Annotated in this window: 18 protein-coding genes and 2 pseudogenes; 8 read left to right on the top strand and 12 right to left on the bottom strand. The window is 67.4% G+C overall.

Annotation, left to right across the window (positions count from 1 at the left end):
* Positions 1 to 126, bottom strand: a pseudogene (locus tag G3N61_RS20850) (succinate--CoA ligase subunit alpha); the annotation flags it as partial.
* On the opposite strand from G3N61_RS20850, the pseudogene G3N61_RS20845 reads away from it, so the two are divergent.
* The 3 genes and pseudogenes from G3N61_RS20845 to G3N61_RS20835 form a co-directional block, all read left to right on the top strand.
* Positions 123 to 806 (top strand): annotated as a pseudogene (locus G3N61_RS20845) (class II aldolase/adducin family protein); the annotation flags it as partial. The pseudogenes G3N61_RS20850 and G3N61_RS20845 sit on opposite strands and share 4 nt — an antisense overlap.
* Positions 807 to 856: 50 nt before the next feature.
* Complete coding sequence (locus G3N61_RS20840) at positions 857 to 1,045, top strand: 4-oxalocrotonate tautomerase (protein WP_039344138.1); 189 nt, start codon at positions 857 to 859, stop codon at positions 1,043 to 1,045.
* Positions 1,046 to 1,238: 193 nt separating this feature from the next.
* A complete protein-coding gene (locus G3N61_RS20835) occupies positions 1,239 to 6,080 on the top strand; it encodes an NAD-glutamate dehydrogenase (protein WP_205823468.1) in 4,842 nt (1,613 codons plus the stop codon).
* 22 nt (positions 6,081 to 6,102) lie between these two features.
* On the opposite strand, the gene G3N61_RS20830 is transcribed toward G3N61_RS20835, so the two are convergent.
* The 5 genes from G3N61_RS20830 to G3N61_RS20810 form a co-directional block, all read right to left on the bottom strand.
* Entirely contained in the window at positions 6,103 to 6,963 is an 861-nt protein-coding gene (locus G3N61_RS20830) for a class I SAM-dependent methyltransferase (RefSeq protein WP_205823467.1), read from the bottom strand.
* Positions 6,964 to 6,970: 7 nt separating this feature from the next.
* Positions 6,971 to 7,321, bottom strand: coding sequence for a glyoxalase/bleomycin resistance/dioxygenase family protein (locus tag G3N61_RS20825; protein ID WP_043177283.1), 351 nt, complete (start codon positions 7,319 to 7,321; stop codon positions 6,971 to 6,973).
* A 1-nt stretch (position 7,322) separates the two neighbouring features.
* Entirely contained in the window at positions 7,323 to 7,499 is a 177-nt protein-coding gene (locus G3N61_RS20820; RefSeq protein ID WP_039344130.1) for a ribbon-helix-helix domain-containing protein, read from the bottom strand.
* Between the two features lie 90 nt (positions 7,500 to 7,589).
* Positions 7,590 to 8,420: an arylamine N-acetyltransferase gene (locus G3N61_RS20815; protein WP_205823466.1), complete on the bottom strand. Its 831-nt coding sequence runs from the start codon at positions 8,418 to 8,420 to the stop codon at positions 7,590 to 7,592.
* 122 nt (positions 8,421 to 8,542) lie between these two features.
* Complete coding sequence (locus G3N61_RS20810; RefSeq protein ID WP_205823465.1) at positions 8,543 to 9,229, bottom strand: hypothetical protein; 687 nt, start codon at positions 9,227 to 9,229, stop codon at positions 8,543 to 8,545.
* Between G3N61_RS20810 and G3N61_RS20805 the strand changes: the two genes are divergently transcribed.
* Positions 9,228 to 9,974, top strand: coding sequence for a hypothetical protein (locus G3N61_RS20805; RefSeq protein ID WP_205823464.1), 747 nt, complete (start codon positions 9,228 to 9,230; stop codon positions 9,972 to 9,974). The two genes, G3N61_RS20810 and G3N61_RS20805, sit on opposite strands and share 2 nt — an antisense overlap.
* On the opposite strand, the gene G3N61_RS20800 is transcribed toward G3N61_RS20805, so the two are convergent.
* Entirely contained in the window at positions 9,917 to 11,401 is a 1,485-nt protein-coding gene (locus G3N61_RS20800; protein ID WP_205823463.1) for an amidase, read from the bottom strand. The two genes, G3N61_RS20805 and G3N61_RS20800, sit on opposite strands and share 58 nt — an antisense overlap.
* Positions 11,402 to 11,768: 367 nt before the next feature.
* Between G3N61_RS20800 and G3N61_RS20795 the strand changes: the two genes are divergently transcribed.
* The 3 genes from G3N61_RS20795 (at position 11,769) to G3N61_RS20785 (ending at position 13,853) form a co-directional block, all read left to right on the top strand.
* Complete coding sequence (locus G3N61_RS20795; protein WP_205823462.1) at positions 11,769 to 12,203, top strand: universal stress protein; 435 nt, start codon at positions 11,769 to 11,771, stop codon at positions 12,201 to 12,203.
* A gap of 637 nt (positions 12,204 to 12,840) precedes the next feature.
* A complete protein-coding gene (locus tag G3N61_RS20790) occupies positions 12,841 to 13,089 on the top strand; it encodes a hypothetical protein (protein ID WP_043177294.1) in 249 nt (82 codons plus the stop codon).
* A 290-nt stretch (positions 13,090 to 13,379) separates the two neighbouring features.
* Positions 13,380 to 13,853: a nuclear transport factor 2 family protein gene (locus G3N61_RS20785; protein WP_089452535.1), complete on the top strand. Its 474-nt coding sequence runs from the start codon at positions 13,380 to 13,382 to the stop codon at positions 13,851 to 13,853.
* A 9-nt stretch (positions 13,854 to 13,862) separates the two neighbouring features.
* Here G3N61_RS20785 and G3N61_RS20780 read toward each other — a convergent pair whose 3' ends face one another.
* Positions 13,863 to 14,618 carry a BPL-N domain-containing protein gene (locus tag G3N61_RS20780; RefSeq protein WP_089452534.1) on the bottom strand — a complete coding sequence of 252 codons (756 nt, stop codon included), beginning with the start codon at positions 14,616 to 14,618 and terminating at the stop codon, positions 13,863 to 13,865.
* Between the two features lie 609 nt (positions 14,619 to 15,227).
* On the opposite strand from G3N61_RS20780, the gene acnB reads away from it, so the two are divergent.
* Entirely contained in the window at positions 15,228 to 17,813 is a 2,586-nt protein-coding gene (gene acnB, locus G3N61_RS20775) for a bifunctional aconitate hydratase 2/2-methylisocitrate dehydratase (protein WP_043177301.1), read from the top strand.
* A gap of 119 nt (positions 17,814 to 17,932) precedes the next feature.
* On the opposite strand, the gene G3N61_RS20770 is transcribed toward acnB, so the two are convergent.
* The 4 genes from G3N61_RS20770 to G3N61_RS20755 form a co-directional block, all read right to left on the bottom strand.
* Positions 17,933 to 18,445, bottom strand: coding sequence for a DUF4274 domain-containing protein (locus G3N61_RS20770; protein ID WP_043177302.1), 513 nt, complete (start codon positions 18,443 to 18,445; stop codon positions 17,933 to 17,935).
* A gap of 76 nt (positions 18,446 to 18,521) precedes the next feature.
* Positions 18,522 to 18,935 carry a PPC domain-containing DNA-binding protein gene (locus G3N61_RS20765; RefSeq protein WP_205823461.1) on the bottom strand — a complete coding sequence of 138 codons (414 nt, stop codon included), beginning with the start codon at positions 18,933 to 18,935 and terminating at the stop codon, positions 18,522 to 18,524.
* 85 nt (positions 18,936 to 19,020) lie between these two features.
* Positions 19,021 to 19,404 carry a hypothetical protein gene (locus tag G3N61_RS20760; protein ID WP_205823460.1) on the bottom strand — a complete coding sequence of 128 codons (384 nt, stop codon included), beginning with the start codon at positions 19,402 to 19,404 and terminating at the stop codon, positions 19,021 to 19,023.
* A gap of 277 nt (positions 19,405 to 19,681) precedes the next feature.
* Positions 19,682 to 20,704: an FAD-binding oxidoreductase gene (locus G3N61_RS20755; RefSeq protein ID WP_205823459.1), complete on the bottom strand. Its 1,023-nt coding sequence runs from the start codon at positions 20,702 to 20,704 to the stop codon at positions 19,682 to 19,684.
* Positions 20,705 to 20,707 lie beyond the last annotated feature (3 nt).

Below are 20,707 nucleotides of genomic sequence, written 5' to 3'. Positions count from 1 at the left end.
CGCATTGGCTTCGTCCGGACCACCGATTTCGCCGATCATCACGACCGCATCCGTGTCCGGATCGTCGTTGAACATCTTCATTACGTCGATGTGCTTCAGACCGTTGATCGGGTCGCCGCCGATACCGGCTCGTCGCGCTGAACGGCTGGGACGACCTGATCTATACGCACCTTTCCGCGACCGTCCCCGGCGAGCCCGGCCACTTCCTGATCAACCCGTTCGGCCTCACGTTCGACGAAGTCCGCGCCTCGAATCTCGTGAAGATCGACCTGGCCGGCAACCGGATCGGCGACAGCGAGCATGCGGTCAACGTGACGGGCTTCGCGCTGCACGCGGCCGTGCACGCCGCGCGCGCCGACGCCGTGTGCGTGATGCACCTGCACAATACGGCCGGCATCGCCGTGTCGATCCAGCGCGACGGGCTGCTGCCCGCGTCGCAGCACGCGCTGCGGTTTCATGGCGACCTCGCGTACCACGACTACGAGGCGCTCGCGTTCTCGCCAGCCGAAGGCGCGCGGCTGACCGCGAGCCTCGGCGCGAAATCCGCGATGCTGCTACGCAACCATGGCACGCTGACGGTCGGGCGCACCGTGGCCGAAGCCTATGTGCTGATGGATACGCTGATCAAGGCGTGCGACATCCAGGTGCGCGCGCAGGCCGGCGGCGGGCCGCTCGTGCTGCCCGACCCGGCCATCGCCGACCGAACCGCCGAACAGCTGCGCGACGGCGGCGCGATCGAAGGAGAATTGGAATGGCCGGCGCTGCTGCGCCGGCTCGACCGGATCGATCCGACGTATCGCGACTGACGCCGCCGATTCCCAACCCATCATTCACCCCAACCATCGGAGCATCCGTCATGCCGACTTTCAATATCCAGCTCTTCGAAGGCCGCACCGTCGACCAGAAGCGCGCATTCGTCGAAGCGATCACGCGTGTCACGTGCGAGACGCTCGGCTGCGAGCCGGGCTCGGTCGACATCATTCTCACCGACGTGAAGAAAGAGAACTGGGCGACGGCCGGCAAGCTGTGGAGCGACGAGCGCTGAGCGTCAAAGGCGGCGTCGCTTCGGCGCTGCCTGCCCTGCACTGATTCACCTACTGCGGCGCCCGCAACGGGCGCCGCACGCGGCTTCCTCCGGCCCGCCCTTCGTTGTGCGCCCGCACATCGCTTTGTCACGCAATCGGCGCATAATGCCGGACAGACGCAGCAGCCGATGGCCACCCGACGAGGAGACCGCCATGGAAGCGAAGAACGAGGAAGTCGTCGCACACCTGCTCTCGGACGTCGTCGAATTCGCGCGCGGGCGCCTGCCCGAAGCCACGTTCCGGATCGTCGAACCCTTCCTGCGTCATTACTACGACTTCGTCGATGCCGACGATCTGCAGAGCCGCAGCATCGCCGATCTCTACGGCGCCGCGATGGCGCACTGGCAGACCGCCCAGAAATTCGTGACCGGCAGCGAACGGCTGCGCGTGTACAACCCGATCCTCGAACAGCACGGCTGGCATTCCGACCACACGGTCATCGAAATCGTCAACGACGACATGCCGTTCCTCGTCGATTCGGTGACGATGGCCGTCAACCGCCTCGGGCTCGCGCTGCACTCGGCGCTGCACCCGGTATTCCGCATCTGGCGCGGTCGCGATGGCCGCATCGAGCGCGTCGATGCGGGCGGCGCGACGCCCGGCGACGGCCAGTCGCAGCTCGCGTCGTTCATCCATTTCGAAGTCGACCGCTGCGGCGATGCCGCGCTGCTCAACACGTTGCGCAACGACATCGCGCACGTGCTCGGCGACGTGCGCGCGTCGGTGGAAGACTGGCCGAAGATCGTCGACATCGCGCGCGCGACGATCAAGGAAATGAAGGCGCGCGAATCGACCGCGGAAGACATCGAGGCACGCGCGTTCCTCGAATGGATGGCCGCCGATCACTTCACGTTCCTCGGCCAGCGCGACTACGCGCTGGTATCGGACGGCACCGGCTTCGGGCTGCGCGGCATCGAAGGCACCGGCTTCGGCATCCTGCGCGAGTCGCTGCGCACGTCGGGCGCGCCCGACGTCACACCGCTGCCACCGGCGGCAGCCGACATCATCACCGGCTCCTGGCCGATCTTCCTGACCAAGGCGAATTCGCGCGCGACCGTGCACCGGCCCGGCTATCTCGACTACGTCGGCGTGAAACTCGTCGGCCCCGATGGCAAGGTCACCGGCGAACGCCGCTTCATCGGGCTCTACACGTCGACCGCCTACATGGTGTCGAGCGCCGAGATTCCGATCGTGCGCCGCAAGTGCGCGAACATCGTGCGGCGCGCGGGCTTCTTGCCGAAGGGGCATCTCGGCAAGTCGCTCGTGACGGTGCTCGAAACCTATCCGCGCGACGAGCTGTTCCAGGCCGACGAAGACCAGCTCTACGACATCGCGCTCGGCATCCTGCGGCTGCAGGAACACCAGCGCACGCGCCTGTTCGTGCGGCGCGACCGCTTCGACCGCTTCGTGTCGTGCCTCGTGTTCGTGCCGCGCGACAAGTACAACACCGACCTGCGCCGGCGCATCGCGAAGCTGCTCGTCGATGCGTACAACGGCGTGAACGTCGAATTCACGCCGCTGCTGTCGGAATCGGCGATCGCGCGCATCCATTTCGTCGTGCATGCGGAACCGGGCACGATGCCCGACGTCGACACGCGCGAGCTCGAAACGCGGCTCGTGCAGGTCACCCGCCGCTGGCAGGACGATCTCGCCGACGCGCTGCTCGACGTATTCGGCGAAGAGCAAGGCAACCGCCTGCTGCAGCGCTATGCCGACTCGTTCCCGGCCGGCTATCGCGACGACTATCCGGCGCGCACGGCCGTGCGCGACATCGAGCTGATCGAGCGTGTGAAGGATTCGGGGCAGCTCGCGATGAACCTGTACCGGCCGATCGAGGCCGAGGCGCGCGCGTTCCGCTTCAAGGTCTATCGCGCGGGCGACCCGATCGCGCTGTCGCGCAGCCTGCCGATGCTCGAGCATCTCGGCGTGCGCGTCGACGAGGAGCGGCCGTACCGGATCCAGACGCAGGACGCCGCGCATGCGTGGGTACACGACTTCGGCCTCGAGCTCGCCGACGATACCGAATTCGACATCGAGCGCGTGAAGGGCCTGTTCGAAGATGCGTTCGACCAGATCTGGAGCGGCCGGATCGAGAACGACGACTTCAACCGACTCGTGCTGCGCGCCCACCTGAGCGCACGCGAAGTGACGATCCTGCGCGCGTATGCGAAGTATCTGCGGCAAGTCGGCTCGACCTTCAGCGACGCCTATATCGAACGCGCGCTGACCGGCAATCCGGCGATCGCGCGGCAGCTCGTCGAGCTGTTCCTGCTGCGCTTCGACCCGGCCACCGGCGACACGCGCGACGTGCAGGCCGAACGGCTGCTGAAAGAGATCGAAGGCGCGCTCGACCAGGTGCCGAACCTCGACGAGGACCGCATCCTGCGCCAGTTCCTCGGCGTGATCAACGCGACCGAGCGCACCAACTACTTCCTGGCCGACGCGAACGGCAACTCGAAACCGTACCTGTCGTTCAAGTTCAATCCGGCGAAGGTACCGGGCCTGCCCGAGCCGAAGCCGATGTTCGAGATCTGGGTGTATTCGCCGCGGGTCGAGGGCGTGCACCTGCGCGGCGGGCGCGTCGCGCGCGGCGGCCTGCGCTGGTCGGATCGCCGCGAGGATTTCCGCACCGAAGTGCTCGGGCTGATGAAGGCGCAGATGGTGAAGAACGTCGTGATCGTGCCGGTCGGCTCGAAAGGCGGCTTCGTCGTGAAGAACCCGCCGCCGCCGAGCGATCGCGAAGCGTGGATGCGCGAAGGCATCGCGTGCTACCAGACCTTCCTGCGCGGCCTGCTCGACCTGACCGACAACCTCGTGAGCAACGCGATCGTGCCGCCGCCCGACGTCGTGCGCCACGATCCGGATGACCCGTACCTGGTCGTCGCCGCCGACAAGGGCACGGCCACCTTCTCCGACTACGCGAACGCGATCTCGCACGAATACGGCTTCTGGCTCGACGACGCGTTCGCGTCCGGCGGCTCGGTCGGCTACGACCACAAGAAGATGGCGATCACCGCACGCGGCGCGTGGGAATCGGTGAAGCGGCACTTCCGCGAAATGGGCATCGATACGCAGACGACCGACTTCACGGTGGTCGGCGTCGGCGACATGTCAGGCGACGTGTTCGGCAACGGGATGCTGCTGTCGCCGCATATCCGGCTGGTCGCCGCGTTCGATCACCGGCACGTATTCCTCGACCCGAACCCCGATCCCGCGACGAGTTTCGCGGAGCGCGCGCGCATGTTCGCGCTCGAACGCTCGAGCTGGGCCGACTACGATCCGGCGTCGATCTCGTCGGGCGGCGGCGTCTATCCGCGCACCGCGAAGACGATCCCGCTGTCGCCGGCCGTGCAGGCCGCGCTCGGCATCGACGCGCACGCGCTGCCGCCGGCCGAGCTGATCCGCGCGATCCTGCAGGCGCCGGTCGACCTGCTGTACAACGGCGGCATCGGCACCTACGTGAAGGCCGCGCGCGAAACCCACCTGCAGGTGGGCGACCGCGCGAACGACGCGGTGCGCGTGAACGGCACGGACCTGCGCTGCAAGGTGGTCGGCGAAGGCGGCAACCTCGGCTGCACGCAGTTCGGCCGGATCGAGTTCGCTCAGCGCGGCGGCCGCATCAACACCGATGCGATCGACAACTCGGCCGGCGTCGATTGTTCGGATCACGAAGTCAACATCAAGATCCTGCTCGGGCTCGTCGTGTCCGATGGCGAGATGACCGAGAAGCAACGCAATGCGCTGCTCGCGGAGATGACCGACGAAGTCGGGCTGCTCGTGCTGCGCGACAACTACTACCAGACGCAGGCGCTGTCGATCGCCGGCCGCTATGCGGTCGAGATGCTCGACGCCGAGGCGCGCCTGATGCGCTGGCTCGAACGCGCGGGCCGCCTGAACCGCGTGATCGAATTCCTGCCGACCGACGACGAAGTCGCCGAGCGCCAGACCGCGAAGCTCGGCCTCACGTCGCCGGAACGCGCGGTGCTGCTCGCGTACAGCAAGATGTGGCTTTACGACGCGCTGCTCGAATCCGACGTGCCCGAGGATCCGCTGGTGGCCGCGATGCTCGTCGACTACTTCCCGAAGCCGCTGCAGCAGCGCTTCAGCGAACCGATGCGCCGCCATCCGCTGCGCCGCGAGATCCTCGCGACGCACCTGACCAACGCGCTCGTGAACCGCGTCGGCTGCGCGTTCGTGCACCGGCTGATGGAGGAAACCGACGCGAAGCCCGGCGACATCGTGCGGGCGTGCATCATGGCGCGCGACGTGTTCGACCTCGATGCCGTGTGGCGCGACATCGACGCGCTCGACAACCGCGTCGCCGACGACGTGCAGGCGCGCATGTTCGTCGACGTCGCACGATTGCTGGAGCGCGCGGCGCTGTGGTTCCTGCGGCATCTGCAATCCGGCGCGGTGGCCGACGGCGGCGTCGTCGAGCTGATCGCGCGCTGCCGCGACGCGGCGGAACGGCTTGCGCCACAGCTGCCGTCGCTGCTGCCGGCCGACGATCTCGAAGCGCTGTCCGAGCGGCAGCGCCTGCTGGTCGAAGCCGGCGTCGACAGCGCGCTGGCGGTGCGCGTCGCGAGCGGCGACATCTCGGCCGCGCTGCTCGACATCGCCGAGGTGGCCGCGGCGAGCAACCGCAGCCTCGAACTCGTCGCGGGCGTCTATTTCTCGCTCGGCACGCTGCTCAATTACAGCTGGATCGGCGAACGCGCGGCGACACTGCCGACGCCGACCCACTGGGACATGCTGGCGCGCGCGGCCGCGCTCGCGGAAGTCGCGCGCCTCAAGCGCACGCTCGCGACGAGCGCGCTCGCGGAATCGCCGGATTCGACCACGCCGGAGACGATCGTCGGCGCGTGGCGCGCGCGCCGCGAAGCCGCGCTCGTGCGCTACGAGCACCTGCTCGCGGACCTGCGCGCGTCCGGCGGCGCGAGCCTCGCGGTGCTGCTCGTGGTCGTGCGGGAAATGGCCGTGCTCGAACGCGCTTGACGGGCGTGATGAACGCGACGGCTCAGACCGTCGCGACCAGCAGCTCTTCCGCGTTGTTCGGCGGCCGCAGGCCGTCGGTGCGATCGGCGAAATAGCGGCGCGTCAGTTCGGCGGCCGAGACGTGCGCGGCTTGCGCGAAGCCGGCCTCCCGCGCAAGCGCCTGGATCTGTGCCGGCATGAAGAAGCTGATGAACGGCGTGCCGCTTGCGCGCGCGCCCTTCGCGGCCATTTCCAGCCCGGGACGCACGTCCGGATCCGCATTCTCCAGCGGCAGCAGGAACGTCATCGCGAGCGTCGAGCCCGATGCGAGCGATGCGACTTCGCGCAACGCAGCCGCGTTCGCTTCGTGCGACAGGTACATGCTGACGCCGGTGGACACCACGACCGCCGGCTTGCCGGCATCGAAACCCGCGCCGACGAGCGCCGCGCGCCACGACTGTTTCGCTTCGAAATCGACCGGCACGAAACGCAGCCAGTCGGGCACGCCGAAACCGAGCTCGACCAGACGGCGCTGCTTCCATGCCTGCGGCGCGGGCGGATCGACTTCGAAGACGGTCACGCGGGACGCCATGTCGGGCCGGCGCTGCACGAAGCTGTCGAGGCCCGCGCCGAGGATCACGTACTGGCTCACGCCTCGCGCGGCCTGCTCGGTCACCAGATCTTCGATGAAGCGCGCCCGCGCGACGATCGACGCACGGAACGGCCGCGTGAACTGCGGATCCATGTCGCCGCGCTGCTGCCAGCCGGGTTCCGGTGCGAGCAGTTGCAGCCCGACCTCGTCGGCGAGCACATGCGGCGGCGCGTCGAGTTCGACGTGCAGTGCACGCCACAGCGCGACGCGCGCGGCCGTGCTGTCGGGGGCGCTTTCGCGGGGTTCGGTCATGGCCGCCTCACGCGCCCTGCTTGCCCGGCGCCTGCAGGCGCCACACGCGGCCGTCCGGGTCGCGCACGGTCATGTCGCGCGTGCCCCAGTGGGTATCCTCGAACGGCGTAACGACGTCGACGATCGGCTGCGGCTGCACCGCCTGTTCATCCGGCACCTTGAGCACGACCTGCATGTCCGGCGTCTCGCCCGGCGGCACTTCGGCGATGAACAGAAAGGGGCCGTCGCCGCTGCGCAGCTGGCCCGAGTGATGATCGGTTTCGAACTCCAGCGTGAAGCCCAGCGCCTGGAAGAATTTCGCCGACTTGCCCCAGTTGTGCGTCGTCAGGTACACCGCTTCGATTCGCTCGGATGACATGTCACTCCTCCTTGGTGGATGGCCCCGCGCCCGGCGGCGGCGCGGCCAGGTACGCGCGCAATGCATCGGCCACCAGCGCGGACAGCGATTGCTCCGTTTCGATGGCGCGATGCTTGACCTGCCGGATCAGGCTGAGCGGCAGGTACACGTTGAATTGCTTCACTTCTTCGTCGGTCATGGCGCTAGTATGCTAGCAATCTAGCAAATGTCAATCGCAGCCGCGGCCCGTGTTCGCAGGCCGCCGTTGGCTATCGATCGTGAGTCCCGGTTACGTCGCGGCGCGCGCCGCCAGCCGCGCGAACAGCGCGTCGAGATCGAATCCCGTGGTGTCGATGCCGATCGTGTCGCGCAGGCACGCGCCCCAGGCGGCCACATCGTCGAACGTGACGGTGCGCCCGACGCCCGCCGCGTCGCGGATCGTCAGCGTGGTGTTGCGCAGCGCCGCACGGCCGTCCGGCAGCACGCGGCACGCGATCAGGTTGTGCAGGAAGATCGATTCGGGATAGGTCGACGTGAACCAGTTCGCGGCGTCGTAATCGATCCACTCGACCCGCTTCGGCTGGAAGCGGTAGGTGGTCTGCCAGCCGTCGGGCGTCTCGATCTGCATGTCGAATTCACCGTCGACCGGCGCGGCGACGACCCGGAACGCGCCGTGCGGCGTCAGCTGCCGCTCGTCCGGCACGAAACGCAGCGGCGCAGTCAGCGTCGCGCTGCCGAAGCCGATGTCCGCGAGCCACGCCGCGCCGTCGAGATCGATGCGCAGCAGCATGTGCGTATGCGCGGTGGCGACTTCCGGCGGCAGCATCCAGCGCACGCGCGCGATCATCGGCGTCACGCGAAAGCCGATCGTCGTGAGCGCGGTGTAGAACAGCTTGTTGAGTTCGAAGCAGTAGCCGCCACGGCGATGCGCGAGCACCTTGTCGACGATCGACGGCAGGTCGAGCGCGACGCGCGCACCGGTCAGCGGATTGAGGTTTTCGAACGGAATCGCCTGCGGGTGCAGCAGATGCAGCCGGCGCAGCACGTCGAGCGTCGGCTCGACCGGGCCGTCATAGCCGATGCGGGAGAAATAGCGCGAGAGGTCGAACGAGTCTGTCATGAACCTGCACCGAAAAAAGGGACACGCCACGATAGCATCGCGCGGAATCCCCATGTTGGGCGGGGCGATCTTCGTCGTCGCACGCGATGCCGGCACCGCATCGCGCGCAGCCCCGCGCAACGTTACGGCAGCAGCTTCAGCGCGGACGAGGCGACCGATGGCACCGAAATGCCCTGGCTCGTCGCGAACTGCACGGCCTGGCTGAGCGTCGCCGCGAGCGACTGCAACTGGCCCGGCGCGCTTTGCGCGATATACGACGCAGCCTGCATGTTCTGCGGATTCAGGCCCGACTGCAACAGCGACGCCGCGCTCGTCGAGCCGAGATTGCCGAGCCCCGACTGCAGCTGCGAATACTGGGTGAGCCCCTGTCCGAGCGACGCGAGGCCGTTGCTGAACGCCTGCTTGTCGATCGGCCCGTGCGTCGCGCCACCGCTCGCGAATGCCTGGCCGAGCGCCTGCGACACCGATTGCTGCGCGCCGCCCATCTGCGACAGTGCGGCCGGCGTCAGCGCATCGCCGCCGGCGAGCTGGCTCGCGGCCTGCTGCGCCTGCCCGGCCGCGCCGGTGAGCCCCATTGCCGACGCAAGCGAAGACTGGCCGGTCAGCACCTGCTGGTTCGCGCCGACATAGGCCTGCAGCAGTTGCCCGACACCGCCCTGCGCAGGCGCCGCCTGCTGCTGCCCGCCGCCGAGCAGCGATGCGCCGAGCGACTGCAGGTCGAGCTGCGCGTGTGCGGCGCCGCTTGCCAGCATGCCGAACGCGATGCCTGCCGAGGCCAGGTACCGGCCCGTCGCGCGAATCTGCTTCATGTGTTTTCCTCGTGCCCGAATTGTTGAGGCCGATATTGTCGAAGCGCGCCGCGCGCGGCCGCAACGACTGAAACACATCGAAACGAAATCGCGCCATGCGATGGCTTGCAATTCCGCGACCGGCGTACGCGGTCGGACGGATTCGTCCGCGTTTGCCGGGCGATATCGGGCGGGAGCTGGAATTCGTTCGCGAGCCGCGTCAATGGTGGCGTTGCCGGGTTTCGCAGACGATGCCGGAGGGGGCGGCCAGCCGTCGCGCGTGTCGCACTGCGCGTCGAATTCACCATCGACCGGCAAAGCAGCGACGCGGAATGTACCGTGCAGCATCAATGACATGACGCCACGCCGTCGCAAAACACGCCTGTGTCCGTGCCGGGCGTGCCCCGCGCCGTCGAACAACACGTTCGGGAATCAAAGCAAAACGGGCGGCTTGTCGCCGCCCGCTTCTCGATCTGCCATGCGCCCATCCGGACCGGCTTTGGCTTTGGCTTTGGCTTTGGCTTTGGCTTTGGCTTTGGCTTTGGCTTTGGCTTTGGCTTTGGCTTTGGCTTTGGCTTTGGCTTTGGCTTTGGCTTTGGCTTTGGCTTTGGCTTTGGCTTTGGCTTCGGCTATCGGCTATCGGCTATCGGCTATCGGCTATCGGCTATCGGCTTCGGCTTCGGCTATCGGCTATCGACCAGCGCAGCGTTACGCAGCCATCCACCCCGGCAACCGTCCGCCCACCAAATCAGTCGCCTGCTCATAGCCACGCGCAAGCTGCAACACCGCGAGATCGGCGCGCGGACGCCCGATCAGCTGCATCCCCATCGGCAGCCCCGCGTCGTTGAAGCCGACCGGCACGCTGATCACCGGGCAGCCGGCCAGCGTCCACGGCACGACCGTTTCCATCCAGCGGTGGTAGGTATCCATCGCGCGGCCCGCGATCTCCTTCGGCCAGCGCTGGTCGACGTCGAACGGGAACACCTGCGCGGTCGGCGCCGCGATGAAGTCGTAACGGTCGAAGAAGCTCAGCACGGCCTGATGCCACGCGGTGCGCTCGACGCTCGCGTCGAACACGGCCGCACCCTGCATCGCGAGCAGCCCTTCAACCTCGTAGATCGCCTCGGGCTTCAGCAGCGCGCGGCGCGCCGGGTCGCGATAGTGCGCCAGCAGGCCGCCGCCGGACAGCAGGTGCCGGTGCGTGAGCCACAGGCGCCAGATCCGGTCGGGCGCGAACGCCGGCAGCGCGGCATCGACGTCGCAGCCGATCTCGCGCAGCGTCGCCAGCCCCTGTTCGCACAGCGCGAGCACGCCAGCCTCGGTCGCGAGATAGCCGTTCCAGTCGCCGACCCATGCGATGCGCTTGCCGCGCAGGTCCGTGTCGAGCGGCTGGGCGAACACGGCCGGATCATCCGCAAGCGACAGCGGATCGTTGCGGTCATAGCCGGCCTGGATCGCGAGCAGCTGCGCGACGTCGCCGACCGTGCGGCCCATCGGCCCTTCGATGCCGAGCTGCTGCACGAACACGTCGACGCCCGGCCAGCGCGGCACGCGGCCCTGCGACGGGCGGAAGCCGTAGATGTTGCAGAACGCGGCCGGATTGCGCAGCGAACCGCCGAAATCGCTGCCGTCCGCCACCGGCAGCATCCGCGACGCGAGCGCCGCCGCCGTGCCGCCGCTGCTGCCGCCCGCGCTCTTCGTCAGGTCGTACGGGTTGCGCGTCGCGCCGTAGACTTCGTTGAACGTGTGCGAGCCGAGCCCGAATTCGGGCGTGTTGGTCTTGCCGATGAAGATCGCGCCGGCCGCGCGCATCCGCGCGACGCCCACCGAATCGGCCTGCGGCACGTTTTCGCGGAAGATCGGCGAGCCGTAGGTCGTCCGCAGCCCCTTCGTCATCGCCAGATCCTTCGGCGCCTGCGGCATCCCGTGCATCCAGCCCTGGTACTCGCCGCGCGCCAGCGCGGCGTCCTTCTCCGCGGCTTCGGCGAGCAGCGCGTCGCGATCGCGCAGCGCGACGATCGCGTTGACCGCGCCGTTCACGCGCTCGACGTGATCGAGATACGCGCGCATCGTTTCGACGCACGACACGGCCTTGCCGCGGATCGCCGACGCGAGCTCGCCCGCCGACAGGCGCACGATCGGATCGACGGGGATGGAAGCGGGAGCGAGAAGCTGCGGGGCGCCGTGCGGCATGCGGAGTCTCCTGGAATCGGAATGGAATGGCGGGCCGCGTGGCGGCGGTCGCTCCCGAACCGGCCGGGAGCGGCCGCGCCGCGGCCGATGCACTACTCTACGCGACGCCGGATCGGCAACCTCCGATATTTTCCGCCGCGATTCATTGCGGTTTCGACTGAATCGGGGCGGCGGGCCACGCGTCGCACACACCGGCCCGGCCGATGAAATCGTTTATGCGCATAAACTTAAATTTCTTATATTTCTATTAGGTGCGGCACGAGGCCGCGCGCGTTAACGACATTTTTACGCGCTCGCCCACTCTCTTTAGATTGTTCGGCCCGGCGGCGCGCTACGCTGGAATCATCTCGTTCCCTGGACAATATTCATGCTCAAGCTGCTGGTTCCGGTCGGCCACTCTCCACGATCGCTTCAGGCGGTTCGCCATGCGACCTTCCTGTATCGCGAACGTTGCGCGTCGGAGATCGTGCTGATCAACGTTCAGGCACCGCTCGAATCGACGCGGCTCGAGGCCTACCATCCGCTGTCGCGGTTGCGTTCGATCGAGGAGAAGTTCGCGTCCGACGATCTGACCATGGCCGAGCGGATCCTGCAGGAAGCCGGCGTCAAGTACAGCGTCGTGATGAAGGTGGGCCCGGTAGCCGATACGATCGCGGCCGTGGCAGCGGAGACAGGATGCGACGAGATCGTGGTCGTCGCGCCGCGGCACGACCCGTTGCATGCGTTGATGTCAGTGTTCCGCCGCAGTGTGATGAGCCAGCTGGTGCGGATTTCGAATGTGCCGGTAACCGCCGTGCAATGACGGCGATGAAGCGCGGCGGCGCGTCGACGGGCGTTCGCTGACGGGCCGCAGGCCAGCACCCGCGACGGACGAACGAGCCGTGCGACACGTGTGCGCGTTGCCGCCCGCACGCGCACCGGCCTTCACGCAGCGCTCAATCGATGACCTTGCGCCAGAACACGAAATAGGCGGCGGCCGACGATGCAACGAGCAGGATGGCCCACATCGGGGCGAGGCTGATCAGGACGGAAGAGACGTTAAGCATTTGGATTCCTCACTATTTCGATAGCGATATTCAACACGCACCTGCTTGCCGGAACCGATGCATTCGTCCGCGATCGCGTTCCGTCAAATCATGCATTCATGCTATCGCTTTGAACGGCCGCGCGACCGCCCCGCCCCACCCGTACCCTGACATTCGTCAAACTCGCGCGAATCGCGTGCCTGCCGCGCTGAAAACCGTCGCGCGAATGCCGCGCCGCACGTCCGGCTTCGCCTGCCGGCCGCATTGAAGCCGCGCCCTCCTTCCGCACGCAAAGTACGAAAAACGGGACAGGATCACCGCGCTTCCCCCGTTTCAGCAGACGTTTACCGGGGGAACCCCCAAGTGCTTCGTCAAACCGGTCCGCGTTACGCTTGAGCGACGAGGAGACGAACCATGAGACGAGCCGTACATATCGCTGTTTTCGCGCTGCTGGCGTATCTCATTGGCGATCGCGCGATCCTGCATGCGCAGGGCCGCGACACCAGCCCGCTTGCGTGCGAACAGGGCGCCGCGCAGGTGAAGGTCGACGCGCTCGGCCGCGGCTTCGGCGAAGCGGCCGCCGGCAGCCAGAGCGAGGCATTCATGTCGGGCTGCCTGGTGACGGGGCGCGGCAACCAGGACGTCGCGCTGGCGAATCGCTGACGTATGTCAGTTGACGCGCCGGTCGCGCCCGGGTCACAAGGCCTGAACCGGCGCCACGTGCGCCCACATTCAATCCCGCTTTGTTCGACCGAAGTCGCGACGCATGTCACGGCCCGGACGGCGGTGCCGCCGAACGCCTGCACGTGACCGGCATTGTCGCGGGGCAAACGCGTCGACGTCGGTTCGATCGGCGGATCCTTGCCGTCCAGCATGCCCCCTTCGATTGACCGGCGGAATTCCGGCCACCGCGTCGCGGCTCCGCTTCATCCGCAGCAACACCCGATCCAGAGATGAACCATCCGCACACCGAGTTGATCCAGCGCTTCTACGCGGCGTTCCAGCAGCGCGACATCGACGCCATGCTCGCCTGCTATGCCGATGACGTCGTCTTCAGCGATCCCGCATTCGGCGAGTTGCGCGGCGACCTCGCACGCGACATGTGGCGCATGCTGGTCGCGCGGGCGCAGGACTTTTCCTTGACGTTCGGCGACGTCGACGCGGATCAACAGGCCGGGCGTGCCGAGTGGATCGCCCACTACCGGTTCACCGCGACCGGCCGGATGGTGGTCAACCGGATCGACGCGCGGTTCCGGTTTCGCGACGGACTCATCGTCGAGCATCGCGACAGCTTCGACCTGTGGCGCTGGGCGCGTCAGGCGCTGGGACTGAAAGGCGCGCTGCTCGGCTGGACGCCTTTCGTGCAACGCGCGATCCGCGCGCAGGCGCGGAAAAATCTCGACGCGTATCGCGCCAAACGGAAATAGCACCCTCCGTTATGGCTTCATCGTCGCATTGATCAGGTCGTAAGCCATGTCCGGCAGCACGCCGTCCGGATTCTTGAGACCGTACTCGCCGTACCAGCTTTCGTCGGCTTCGGGATGCGGGCCGACGAGCCCGATGCGGCCTTTGCCGTAGCGATAGGTCGCGGCCGCGATATCGCGGTTCGGATAGGTCGCCAGCACGACCGCGCCGGGAGCGGCCGGAAGCATCGCGCCGTCCTGGAAGTAGATCCAGCGCCTTTTCCCGCGCCATACCACCGGCGTCACCGTGTCCGCGATACCGTGGAGCGTGGAGCGCGGCCGGTCGACTTCGGTGTCGATCTCGCCATCGACCAGCCCGAAACCCGGGTTGCCCGCCAGGTAGGCGCCCATGCAGATGCCCAGATAGCGCCCGCCGTTCGACACGTATTGCCGCACGGCCTCGATCGAGCGCTTCCCGATGCTGGCCGCCGCGCCGGGGATGTCCTGCCCGCCGCCGGGCTGGACATACAGCGCGGCGCCCGCCAGGACAGCCGGCGTGATCTTGAGTTTTTCCGCCGGCCCGACGTAGATCACGCGGAACTTGTGTTCCGATTCCCGCAGGCGCCTCGCAATCGTCTCGGGGCAACCATCGCACGCAGCCGGGCCGCGATAGACCAGTGCGACGGGACCACTGGCGGAGCCGCGCGCTTCGTCGCCGGCCGCGGCCGCCTGCACGACCGACGAGGCGACGAGCGACACCACCACGAAAACCGATTCTCTGTATCGCATGCTGTTGATCGAAAGGACTGAGGGGCGCGCGGCCGTTCAGGACGGGGCGATCGGCACGCACCGCTGCTCGCCTCGGCTTTTGAAACCTGATTGAAAGTCGCGCGAAATGGAGCGTAGGCGCGCGAAAGCGGCATGTGTGTACCGTTTCCTTGCGTGCTTGTGCAGATATGTGCGCCACGGCCCCGGCAACCGGGCTCCCGGGACTTCGTTACCGGTCGCGCACCTCGCCTGCCGTCCCCAACGGCCCGCGCCCGTTCCGCATGACGGCATGCCTGATCCGACGGGAGCGGCCTGGCGCGAACGGACGATCCCGGGCCGCAGTTGACCACCCCGCCCCGCCGACCGCCGCGCGTCCCGGCGGCGGTCGGAACCACCCGGAACCCCTCGCCCGCGTTCACGGCCAGGCAAGCCCGCGAAACACGCCCGAAAAACCCAACTCCCCCGTCCCATCGGGCTTTCCCGTGCCGCGGCTCTCAACTCTTATATAAGACATAAGACATTTGACGTTACAGAGCATTGAGATTAGAATCCCGCTCAAAGCAGTGCCTGGAACAGCCCCGGAGTGCCGGCAAGGCCTTCCCCTCAAACGCAATATCAGCAGGTCTCCCCATGCTTGAAAACTTTCGTGCTCACGTGGCCGCCCGCGCCGCGCTCGGTATTCCTCCCCTGCCGCTGACGGCTCAGCAGACCGCCGAACTGGTGGAACTGCTGACGAACCCGCCCGCCGGCGAAGAGCAGACGCTGCTCGACCTGATCACCCATCGCGTGCCTGCCGGCGTCGACGAAGCCGCCCGCGTGAAGGCCGGCTTCCTGGCCGCCGTGGCCAAGGGCGAGACCGTCTGCCCGCTGATCTCGCGCGAACGCGCGACCGAACTGCTCGGCACGATGCTGGGCGGCTACAACATCCAGCCGCTGATCGAGCTGCTGTCCGATGAAGCCGTCGCTGCCGTGGCCGCCGACGCACTGAAGAAAACCCTGCTGATGTTCGACCAGTTCCATGACGTCAAGGAACTCGCCGACAAGGGCAACGCGCACGCGAAGGCCGTGCTGCAGAGCTGGGCCGACGCCGAATGGTTCACGAGCCGTCCGGAAGTGCCGCAAAGCCTGACCATCACCGTGTTCAAGGTGACGGGCGAAACCAACACCGACGACCTGTCGCCGGCCCCGGACGCCACCACCCGCCCGGACATCCCGATGCACGCGCTGGCGATGCTGAAGAACACCCGCCCGGGCATCACGCCGGAAGAAGACGGCAAGCGCGGCCCGGTCAAGTTCATCGAATCGCTGAAGGAAAAGGGTCACCTGGTCGCCTACGTGGGCGACGTGGTCGGCACCGGCTCCTCGCGCAAGTCGGCCACCAACTCGGTGCTGTGGTTCACGGGTGAAGACATCCCGTTCGTGCCGAACAAGCGCTTCGGCGGCGTGTGCCTCGGCGGCAAGATCGCCCCGATCTTCTACAACACGATGGAAGACGCCGGCGCGCTGCCGATCGAACTCGACGTGTCGCAGATGGAAATGGGCGACGTGGTCGAACTGCGCCCGTACGAAGGCAAGGCGCTGAAGGACGGCAACGTGATCGCCGAATTCCAGGTCAAGTCCGACGTGCTGTTCGACGAAGTACGCGCCGGCGGCCGCATTCCGCTGATCATCGGCCGCGGCCTGACCGCGAAGGCACGTGAAGCGCTCGGCCTCGCGCCGTCGACGCTGTTCCGCCTGCCGCACCAGCCGGCCGACAGCGGCAAGGGCTTCTCGCTCGCGCAGAAGATGGTCGGCCGCGCCTGCGGTCTGCCGGAAGGCCAGGGCGTGCGCCCGGGCACGTACTGCGAACCGAAGATGACCTCGGTCGGCTCGCAGGACACCACGGGCCCGATGACCCGCGACGAACTGAAGGATCTCGCGTGCCTCGGCTTCTCGGCCGATCTCGTGATGCAGTCGTTCTGCCACACCGCCGCTTATCCGAAGCCGGTCGACGTGAAGACGCACCAGACGCTGCCGAACTTCATCAGCACGCGTGGCGGTATCGCGCTGCGCCCGGGCGATGGCGTGATTCACTCGTGGCTGAACCGCATGCTGCTGCCCGACACCGTCGGCACCGGCGGCGATTCGCACACCCGCTTCCCGATCGGCATCAGCTTCCCGGCAGGTTCGGGCCTGGTCGCGTTCGCGGCCGCCACCGGCACGATGCCGCTGGACATGCCGGAATCGGTGCTGGTCCGCTTCAAGGGCAAGATGCAGCCGGGCGTCACGCTGCGTGACCTCGTCAACGCGATCCCGCTGTACGCGATCAAGCAAGGCATGCTGACGGTCGCCAAGCAAGGCAAGAAGAACATCTTCTCGGGCCGTATCCTCGAAATCGAAGGCCTGCCCGACCTGAAGGTCGAGCAAGCGTTCGAGCTGTCGGATGCGTCGGCAGAGCGTTCGGCAGCCGGTTGCTCGGTGCACCTGAACAAGGAACCGATCATCGAATACCTCAACAGCAACATCACGCTGCTGAAGTGGATGATCGCGCAGGGCTACCAGGATCCGCGCAGCCTGCAGCGCCGTATCGAGGCGATGGAACAGTGGCTGGCCGACCCGCAACTGCTGTCGCCGGATGCCGACGCCGAGTACGCGGCCGTCATCGAGATCGACCTCGCCGACATCCACGAGCCGATCGTCGCATGCCCGAACGACCCGGACGACGTGAAGACGCTGTCGGACGTCGCAGGCGCGAAGATCGACGAAGTGTTCATCGGCTCGTGCATGACCAACATCGGTCACTTCCGTGCCGCGTCGAAGCTGCTCGAAGGCAAGCGCGACATCCCGGTCAAGCTGTGGGTCGCGCCGCCGACCAAGATGGACCAGAAGCAGCTGACCGAAGAAGGCCACTACGGCGTGTTCGGCACGGCCGGTGCGCGTACCGAAATGCCGGGCTGCTCGCTGTGCATGGGTAACCAGGCACAGGTGCGCGAAGGCGCGACGGTCATGTCGACGTCGACCCGCAACTTCCCGAACCGCCTGGGCAAGAACACGAACGTGTACCTCGGCTCGGCGGAACTGGCGGCAATCTGCTCGCGTCTGGGCAAGATCCCGACCAAGGAAGAGTACATGGCCGACATGGGCGTGCTCAGCGCGAACGGCGACAAGATCTACAAGTACATGAACTTCGACCAGATCGAAGACTTCAAGGAAGTGGCCGACACCGTGCAGCTGTAAGCACGCGGAGCGGGCTGCGACGGGCGGTAGACGTCGCAGCACACCACGCAATGGCGTCGCAGGCTGAATGCCCGCGGCGCCATTTTTTTATCCCGCGCCGGAGGGCAGCGCCGGCCCGGTCACGCGTGAAGCGCGTAAAGCCGCTCGACCACGTCGAACGGCAAGCCTTCGTCGTACCCTTCCGCTTCGTCGAGATCGACATACTCGCGGCCGTCGGTCGGCTGCAGCATCAGCGCCGGCACCGGTCGCGCGACCGGGAGATCGGGATAGTCGTTCGGACTCGCGCCTTCGTAGTCATGCGGATCGAACCAGATCCCGTGATCGGCGTAATAGCCGTCGGCATAACGCTGCTCGATTTCACGCACCAGCCGGAACCGGTCCAGTTGATACGACGCGTTGCCCAGGTCGCTTTCGTTCGCGTACTGCACGAACCACGCGGCGCCGAGACTCCAGTAGATCAGCAGCGCGGTGGCGCGATCGATGTTGCGGTTGTCGAGCAGCCAGCGCAGCGCGCGGCTGTTACCGTCGTAATTGGAACGCGCGGCGAAGCGGTGCCATTGCTCGGGCGTCGCGCCCTCGAGCCAGGTGCGGACGATATCCCACGCCTTTTGTTCGATGTCGGAATCATCCATGGATGGCGGCCTCGCGGAACGGTGAATGGCGAAAAAGTGTCGAATGACCGCCGATTCTAACGCCGCTTCGCAGCCGTCACGCGCCCTCGCCGCCCGGCTCGCGACGGATCACCAGTTCGTTGAAGCCGGTGTGCGGGTCGGGTTCGCGCGCAAAGCGATGCGCGGGAAGCACGGCAAGCAGGATCTCGGCGGTCGTGCGCACCACGCAGCCGCTGGCCACGTGGCCGCCCGACACGCGGCCGACCACATCGGAAACGGACATGTGCAGGTGCGCGCCGTCCGGCGATACCGAGCCGGCCAGCGTCAGGATTTCGAGGTCGCCGCGCAATTCGGTCGGCACGTCGGCCCCGGCAAAGCGCAACTGCGCGATGCTCAGGCTGCCGATGCCCTGGATCACGAAGGCCGCGTGCGCGTCGTGCTGACGCAATGCGTGCTCGATCGTCGCGCGCAGGTCGTCGCCGGGAGAAAGACGCAGGGGGTGGGCTTGCATGGTCGTGATCCTGTTCGGGGCCGGGATGTCGACCAAGGGTAAGTTCGTGCCGGCAATCCGGCAAGCCCGCCGGTCGCCTGCCCGGTCAGAGATCGAGCCGCAGGCACTCGAATTCGACCGCGCCGTCGCATGGCAACTCGCCCACGTCGAGCGTGAAGCCGACCACGTCGATCAACCCCTGCTCCCGATCGATGACCCACCCGCATCCGCGGTAGCCGTACGGGTTCCCGGTTTTCCCGATCCATTGCCGGCTGGCCGCACGTCTTGCGTCGTCGGGCCAATCGTCGAGACAGGCCGCCCGGACCTCGCAGTCGACTGCCGACACCGGCGTTCGCACGATGTCGTCGACGCGCGCGTCGCCTCCGAACGAGAACACCGTGATCTCGTGTTCGCCGCACCGTAACGTCACCGCCGCGCACTCGCTGTCGGTTGAATATGGCGCGACGTGCGTCACCACTACCTGCTCCATGTCGTGACTCCATGCCCCGATGCCGCCGCCGTGTCGTCGGCTGCGCGGATTGCGCTCCGTCGTCCGTCGTCCGTCACCGGCGCCGGTCCCGGGCGCAAGCATACCGCCAGCGACGCGCGCGCCCTCCGGACGAATGCGCGGCGACGCCGTGCGACGCCGTGCGACAGCTTCGCGGCAACGGACCAGCGGGCCGCGCTGGCACGTTGCACAACGGGCGAGGCAGCCTTCCGCTGGCGCCGCAATACCCGCGGCGCACCATCGGTGCCGGATACAAGCATCACACGGTGAAACGCTCGCTCGCGAACTGCGCATCGGGCACGCCGGCCGTCATCGCCACGTCCCGCACCGCCTGCACGAGCGGGGGCGGTCCGCACACGTAGATGTCCGGTGGCGCGCCGCCCTGCGCGAGCGCCGCGCGCAACGCGTCGACCGGCGTGCCACTCGCCCCGGCCCACTCCCCGCCCGGCCGCCAGACGTACAGTTCGACGCGCAACTGCGGCAGGTCGGCTTGCAATCGCGCGAGTTCATCCAGCATGAACAGTTCGCTTTCCTGATTGACGCCGAAGAACAGCCGCGCGTCGACCATCTCCTGAAATTCAGCCATGCGCCGCAGCATCGACAGGATCGGCGCGAGCCCGGTGCCGCCCGCGACAAACCAGCGCGGCCGCAGGCTGTCCGCGAACAGCCCGAAGCCGCCCATCGGCACGCGCACGGTCAGCGGATCGCCCGGCCGCGCCCGCTCGCGCAGGTAGGTCGAAAACCAGCCGCCCGGCCGCAGCCGAATCAGGAACTCGAGGCGGCCGTCCCAGTTGCTCGTGTTCGCGAGCGAATACGGGCGGCGCACACCGCTGCCCGGCACCTCGAGTTCCGCGAACTGGCCCGGCTCGAATTCCGCGGCCGAGCCGAATGCGTCGTCGGGCTCGACCTGCAGCTCGACGCGCATCGTGTCGGCCGCGATCGTCTCGAGCGCCGCGATCTGCGCGGTGCGCACGGGCACCGGATGCAGCAGCACCTTGGTGCGGTCGTACGGCGCGGCGACCCGCAGATCGCCGCGCGGCCGGGTCCGGCACAACAGGACCGCGCCGCGCTGGCCGGCCGGCAGCACGCCGGCACTGTCGGTCGACGTCTCGTACGCGCCGTCGACGACGGTCGCCTGGCACGCGCCGCAGCTTCCGCGCCGGCATTGCGACGGCAGCGTGATATCGGCCTCGGCCGCTGCCGACAGCAGATCCTGCCCGGCGTCGCAGCCGAAGCCGAAGCGCTCGCCGTCGCGTGTCGTGATCTCGATGCGATAAGTCATCGA

It is taken from the genome of Burkholderia sp. Ac-20349, from assembly GCF_017104865.1.
Classification (GTDB): domain Bacteria; phylum Pseudomonadota; class Gammaproteobacteria; order Burkholderiales; family Burkholderiaceae; genus Burkholderia; species Burkholderia aenigmatica.
This window is presented reverse-complemented; position numbering and strand designations above follow the sequence as displayed.